Source organism: Psychrobacter sp. FME13, from assembly GCF_014861395.1.
GTDB lineage: Bacteria > Pseudomonadota > Gammaproteobacteria > Pseudomonadales > Moraxellaceae > Psychrobacter.
The window spans coordinates 1-2,004 of the sequence record NZ_RRYV01000265.1; the positions used below are offsets into that span (position 1 = coordinate 1).

General features: G+C 37.0%; 2 protein-coding genes. Both read right to left on the bottom strand.

Features of this window, described 5'->3' with window-relative positions; genetic code table 11:
• Positions 1 to 136: 136 nt before the first annotated feature.
• Complete coding sequence (locus EI164_RS15805; RefSeq protein WP_192520942.1) at positions 137 to 1,066, bottom strand: replication initiation protein; 930 nt, start codon at positions 1,064 to 1,066, stop codon at positions 137 to 139.
• Positions 1,067 to 1,439: 373 nt separating this feature from the next.
• A partial coding sequence (locus EI164_RS15810) for a hypothetical protein (RefSeq protein ID WP_225739360.1) occupies positions 1,440 to 2,004 on the bottom strand: 565 nt, incomplete at its 5' end.

Consider the following 2,004-nt stretch of genomic DNA (forward strand, 5'->3'; position numbering starts at 1 on the left):
ACGCTACTTTAACAAAAACCTCTTATCAGGTGTCCTAAATTAGTTGACCACTACACTTTATGATTATGTTTGATGATCGTATCAGTAAGCATTTAATCTAAAGGGCAGTTACACAGAATTCGGGATGGTCTCAGTATTAGTGTTTAATCTTTGGTAGATAACTCTCTAAAGATTTATTGGGCTTGTTAAAACTTTCAGGCTCTCGCTGTATGATATGAATCATTTCGCGCTTAAATGTGTCATTCTGCATTTTGCCGTCGTAACTTAGGCTCGGATGGTTGTTATAGTCATTCATAAACTGCACGTTATCAACAATCGACTCTATGGTAGCTTGTGACAGGGTGCCATCTTCACTGGTTAGTTTATCTAGTGTTTTCCGGTGGAATTTGAGCGTTAGCCCCTCGTAGCCTTTGCCTCTACTCTTTTTTTTATATTCCACACTAACCTTATAATTTGTACTTTCATTAATCTCTTCTAGGGCTTTATCGATCACATACTTTCGAAGTTCACTAAATTGCTTGTACTTGCCTTTTATACCCATAACATATTTAAAATCTTCAAGTTCATATGCTTTACTGTATTGATACTGTCCGATCCAACACACTATTAATTCATATAAGCGTATTGAGTGGATACTTGATAGCTCACTGATCTCTAACAACTTATATTTAGTAAAATTTGCTTTTAATTGTGTCAGATACGGCAATATATCCTCTGCAAAAGTTAGCGTAATCTTCCCTGTATTTGGGCTAAACAGAAGACTACTAACAAAGCGTGTACGCAATGCTTCATTGTCTGGCAGTGCGATGATCACTTCCCTTTCAAACAAGCGGTTACTAGCTTGCTCAATATCACGATAGATATTTTTTGCGTTGCTATCACTATAAAAAAGCCTTTTTATCTCATCAGCAGTAATAGTAAATTTGGTTTGTTTACTGATATTTGGCGCATCAGGTCTACTATCAATTTGACTAATACAAGTTAGTAAAAGCTCTTTTTCTTTTGTTGTCATCGTATAAGTAGCAAGAACTAAATCATTTGACTGTACGACTAAATTATTTTCCATTTTATATTTCACTATTTCTACGTTTATTAGAATTCCACATGAGACAAACTATCATAAAAATAGTAAAATAAATAGCTATCTTTAAACGACTCTTTTTTTGGCTCATTTACTCTTTTTTTGGCTCATTTACTCTTTTTTTGGCTCATTTACTCTTTTTTTGGCTCATTTACTCTTTTTTCTCTTTGTAAGCTATTGATATCAAAGGTGAAAAAAGGCTCTTAAACAGGAGTAAACAGGAGTAAACAGGATCAAATAAAAACCCTTAAAGAAACGGGTGATAAATTTTTTTGTGGATAAGTAAAAAATCATCACTTAAACAACGTATCTTGCCTAAGCAAATTTTTCCTCAGTAGCGGTTTTTTTGAGGACTAGATTAAGGACTAAATCCTCGCCTAGGTGTATTAGTTCTACTCACTTGATACTGATAGGTCTCTAAACCACCCTGTAGTGCTCTGTGTTGGCTTTCAGACAGCTCTTTGCCATATTGCTCAGTAAACGTCTCTAAAGTGGCTTTAAGAGCCTCTGAGTAGGTTTTACGCTGGGTTGTTGGTAAGGAGTTGACATCACGCAATGCAAGTTTGAGTTGCTCACAGGTTTCATTTAAGGTATCTGCTAAATGTTCTTTGGCAAGCCCTCTTGCCTCAGTTGGGTAGTTATCCTGATTGATGTAATCCGTTAATTCTTCTATATAGCTGAACGATGACATGGTGTCCCGAGTCATTCTCCCTACCTCTCCTGCGCTACCGCCCAGCTCGTCGATGTTACTGGTATTCAATGCCGCTCGTTTTTGATCGATATTGTCTCTGAAATCTGTAAAATGCTGAATCAGTGCCAGATACTGCTCACGTTCAGCGTTAGGATCACGCAACAGCTTGATGATGGATTTGTTGTTCTCAACCAGCGTGTGATCAAAACGTTTGGCCACTTGGCGTAAGTGC

Coding starts and splice junctions, on each gene's coding strand:
- EI164_RS15805 (WP_192520942.1), bottom strand. CDS start 1,066: ATGGAAAATAATTTAGTCGTACAGTCAAATGATTTAGTTCTTGCTACT.